General features: G+C 57.9%; 1 protein-coding gene and 1 pseudogene. One reads left to right on the forward strand and one right to left on the reverse strand.

What is annotated here, in order from left to right; translation table 11 throughout:
- Positions 1-1,133 (forward strand): annotated as a pseudogene (locus tag P0D80_RS49470) (hypothetical protein); the annotation flags it as partial.
- 1,137 nt (positions 1,134-2,270) lie between these two features.
- Here P0D80_RS49470 and P0D80_RS49475 read toward each other — a convergent pair.
- Positions 2,271-2,493: hypothetical protein (locus P0D80_RS49475; protein WP_408295871.1), on the reverse strand; the 223-nt coding region annotated here is incomplete at its 5' end.

Here is a 2,493-nt window from a genome sequence, read left to right on the forward strand (position 1 = left end):
TCTATCAGGACGCTCCCTTCCCGGTGGAGGGCTGGTCCTCGCATGGACTGGGGACCCTGCTCGACCATGCTCAAGCACAGCTGGGACAACCGGCACCCGCGGGATATGCGTGGGCTCGTGCGAACAGCTTCAGCCTGCTGCAGATGCTGGTTGCGGCCGAACAGCATGAAGAACTGCGGGACAAGGCAAAGCAGGTGCGCAAGACTTACCTGGAGGTACTTCCCGAGAACCTGATCCAGTTTGAGAAGGACAACACTGGTCTCATGGCTGCGCCGGAACTATCCTATTTTCCGTTGCTTGCCAGGGAAAAGGAGGTCTGCATCCCGATGACCGATGATGACCTTAAGAAGGCTATGAGGGCCCCTGGGGAACCGGGCGAAGAGTTCGGCCATGTATTCGTGGCTGCCGACTGGAGCCGCAAGCCTGATAAGGTAGAGCAGATCGCACGCTCGGAGTACTATCCCTTGTTCAATCAGGCGCACCTTGCCCAATTCCCCGTATTGCACTCCAAAAGTATCTCGCGACTATCGATTCACTCGCTGGAGAAGATCGCCAGATCGCTGCTTCCTCAGGCTTATGTCCAGGGATACATGCTGGGCGCCGCTAGCGGAGCGAAGGAGGATTGGACAACGCCGCAGATCCAGGCAGAGCTGAAGGGGTTTGTTCTGCCGCTGGTGGGGCATGCTCATGATGATTACGTCTCGTACGATGATTTCTCGGAAGCGCGTTTTTCGGAAGACCTGCTGAAACGGCTCTTTGCGGAGGCCGAAGCAGTACATGGTCCAATGAATGACGCTGAGAAGGCTTTTTTTCTAAGATCGCATGCGGCCTCACTGTCGTACGCGAGCAGTTCCAGAATGTTTGGCAGGGAGTTGGATTCGCCGGAAGGGCTGCGGGTGCTGGCGGTCGCCATGCTCAATCATGCGGATGAACTGGATCCTGGTGTCGAGGGCTTTTCAAAGGACAATCTGGCGGATTACAGGGGGAGACTCCTTGGGAAGGGGAACGCCTTCACGTGCACGGCGATCCTGTCCGGCATGCTGCAAGGTAAGCTGAAAGACCAGATGAAGAATGACAAACGGTTCGAGACGATCTATTACGCAGCGTTACCTGCGAGATGGAGCATGACCTGAGGGCCGATGCCCTGAGACAATTCGGTTTTGTCGCGATAAGAACGGGACGGCGAACCGAAGAGATATTGTTAGGATGCCTTATATGACCAAGGAATAGAACTGTTCAGCGGCTGACGGCGAGGTTCCCTTTGGCTTTGTTCGGAAGACCAAGCGCGACTAGGACACGTCTGATGGCGCAAGGGAAGGCGTGGGAGTAAAAGTGGTGTCGTGAAGAACGACGGGCTTCCCATGGCGGACAAGACGAAACTGCAGAGCGGCGAGGCGCGCGAGCGCGAGAAGCCGGGCTACCGTGTCACCAATGCGCGCGAATATAACCGCGGCCTGAAACGGCGCGGACAGATCAGCCTATATTGTCCGCGCGGCGACCTGAAGGCGCTGTTCATCAATGCCACACCCTGGCGTGGTTCAACCCGGCGTTACACTCGAATCCGCCAGTCCCTTCGCCAGAGGGGCTCGGCCAATTTCGGGTGTAACGGAGAAATAGCCCAAAATGAACCACGCCGGAAAACCCGCACGCGACTTTCCATCCCCAGCCCGCACGCTGAATGTGAGGCTGGCACCGTTCCGGCAAGCGTCGCCAGAACGGCGCGGCCTTCTTTTATGGGCCGTCAGCCCTCGCGCCCTCGCACTTTCCCCGTCGCGATTTTTCTAGTGCGCCACGGCGGGCTTGGTAGCCGCCGCCGTGTGCGTAGACTTGTGATGCAGCTTCTTTGCATGGCCGGCGGAGGTGGCTGACGTTGCGCGTTTCGGTGCCGCGGCTTTTGCAAAGGCGGCCGTTGCGAACAGTCCAGCGATTAGTATAACGAATATTTTCTTCATTTCGATTGTCCCCGTGCGAGTTGATGGTCGCGGAGAAGGTTCTTCGTGACCATGTCCACTAAACGGGCCGCGCAGCGATTCGGTTGACTCATGGCGTAGGCGGCCGAGAGCGGCGGGATGGTTGGACGGTTACAGTGGCAATAACAGTGTAGGCAACCAGTCGGACAGAGCGATGAAGCCATGATGCCGGTAGAAAGCCACTGTAAATAGTAATTCGCGTACCGGATACGCGGGTTCGTGAATCAGGCCACAGGCGGCATATCAGCAAGTCGGTGACTGCACGGCGTTGCCATTCATGTTTGCGGCGCGTTCGGTTCCCTAGGCGCGTATCAACGCGATCAGTTCGCCGGCGGTGATCTCGATGCAGTATTCACGTGGGATACCCGGTCGGCGCAAATCCAGATCGACCAGCAGCACACTGCGTCCGTCGTCGGCCGATTCGAGCCGGACATTGCGACGACCGACCTCAGTCGAGCCGTCGGCAAGGAGGCTGGCTACCGCTACGCAGTAGCGTCGGCACCTGATGCGATTATTCAGATCT

The organism is Paraburkholderia sp. RL17-373-BIF-A (assembly GCF_046030175.1).
Lineage (GTDB): Bacteria > Pseudomonadota > Gammaproteobacteria > Burkholderiales > Burkholderiaceae > Paraburkholderia.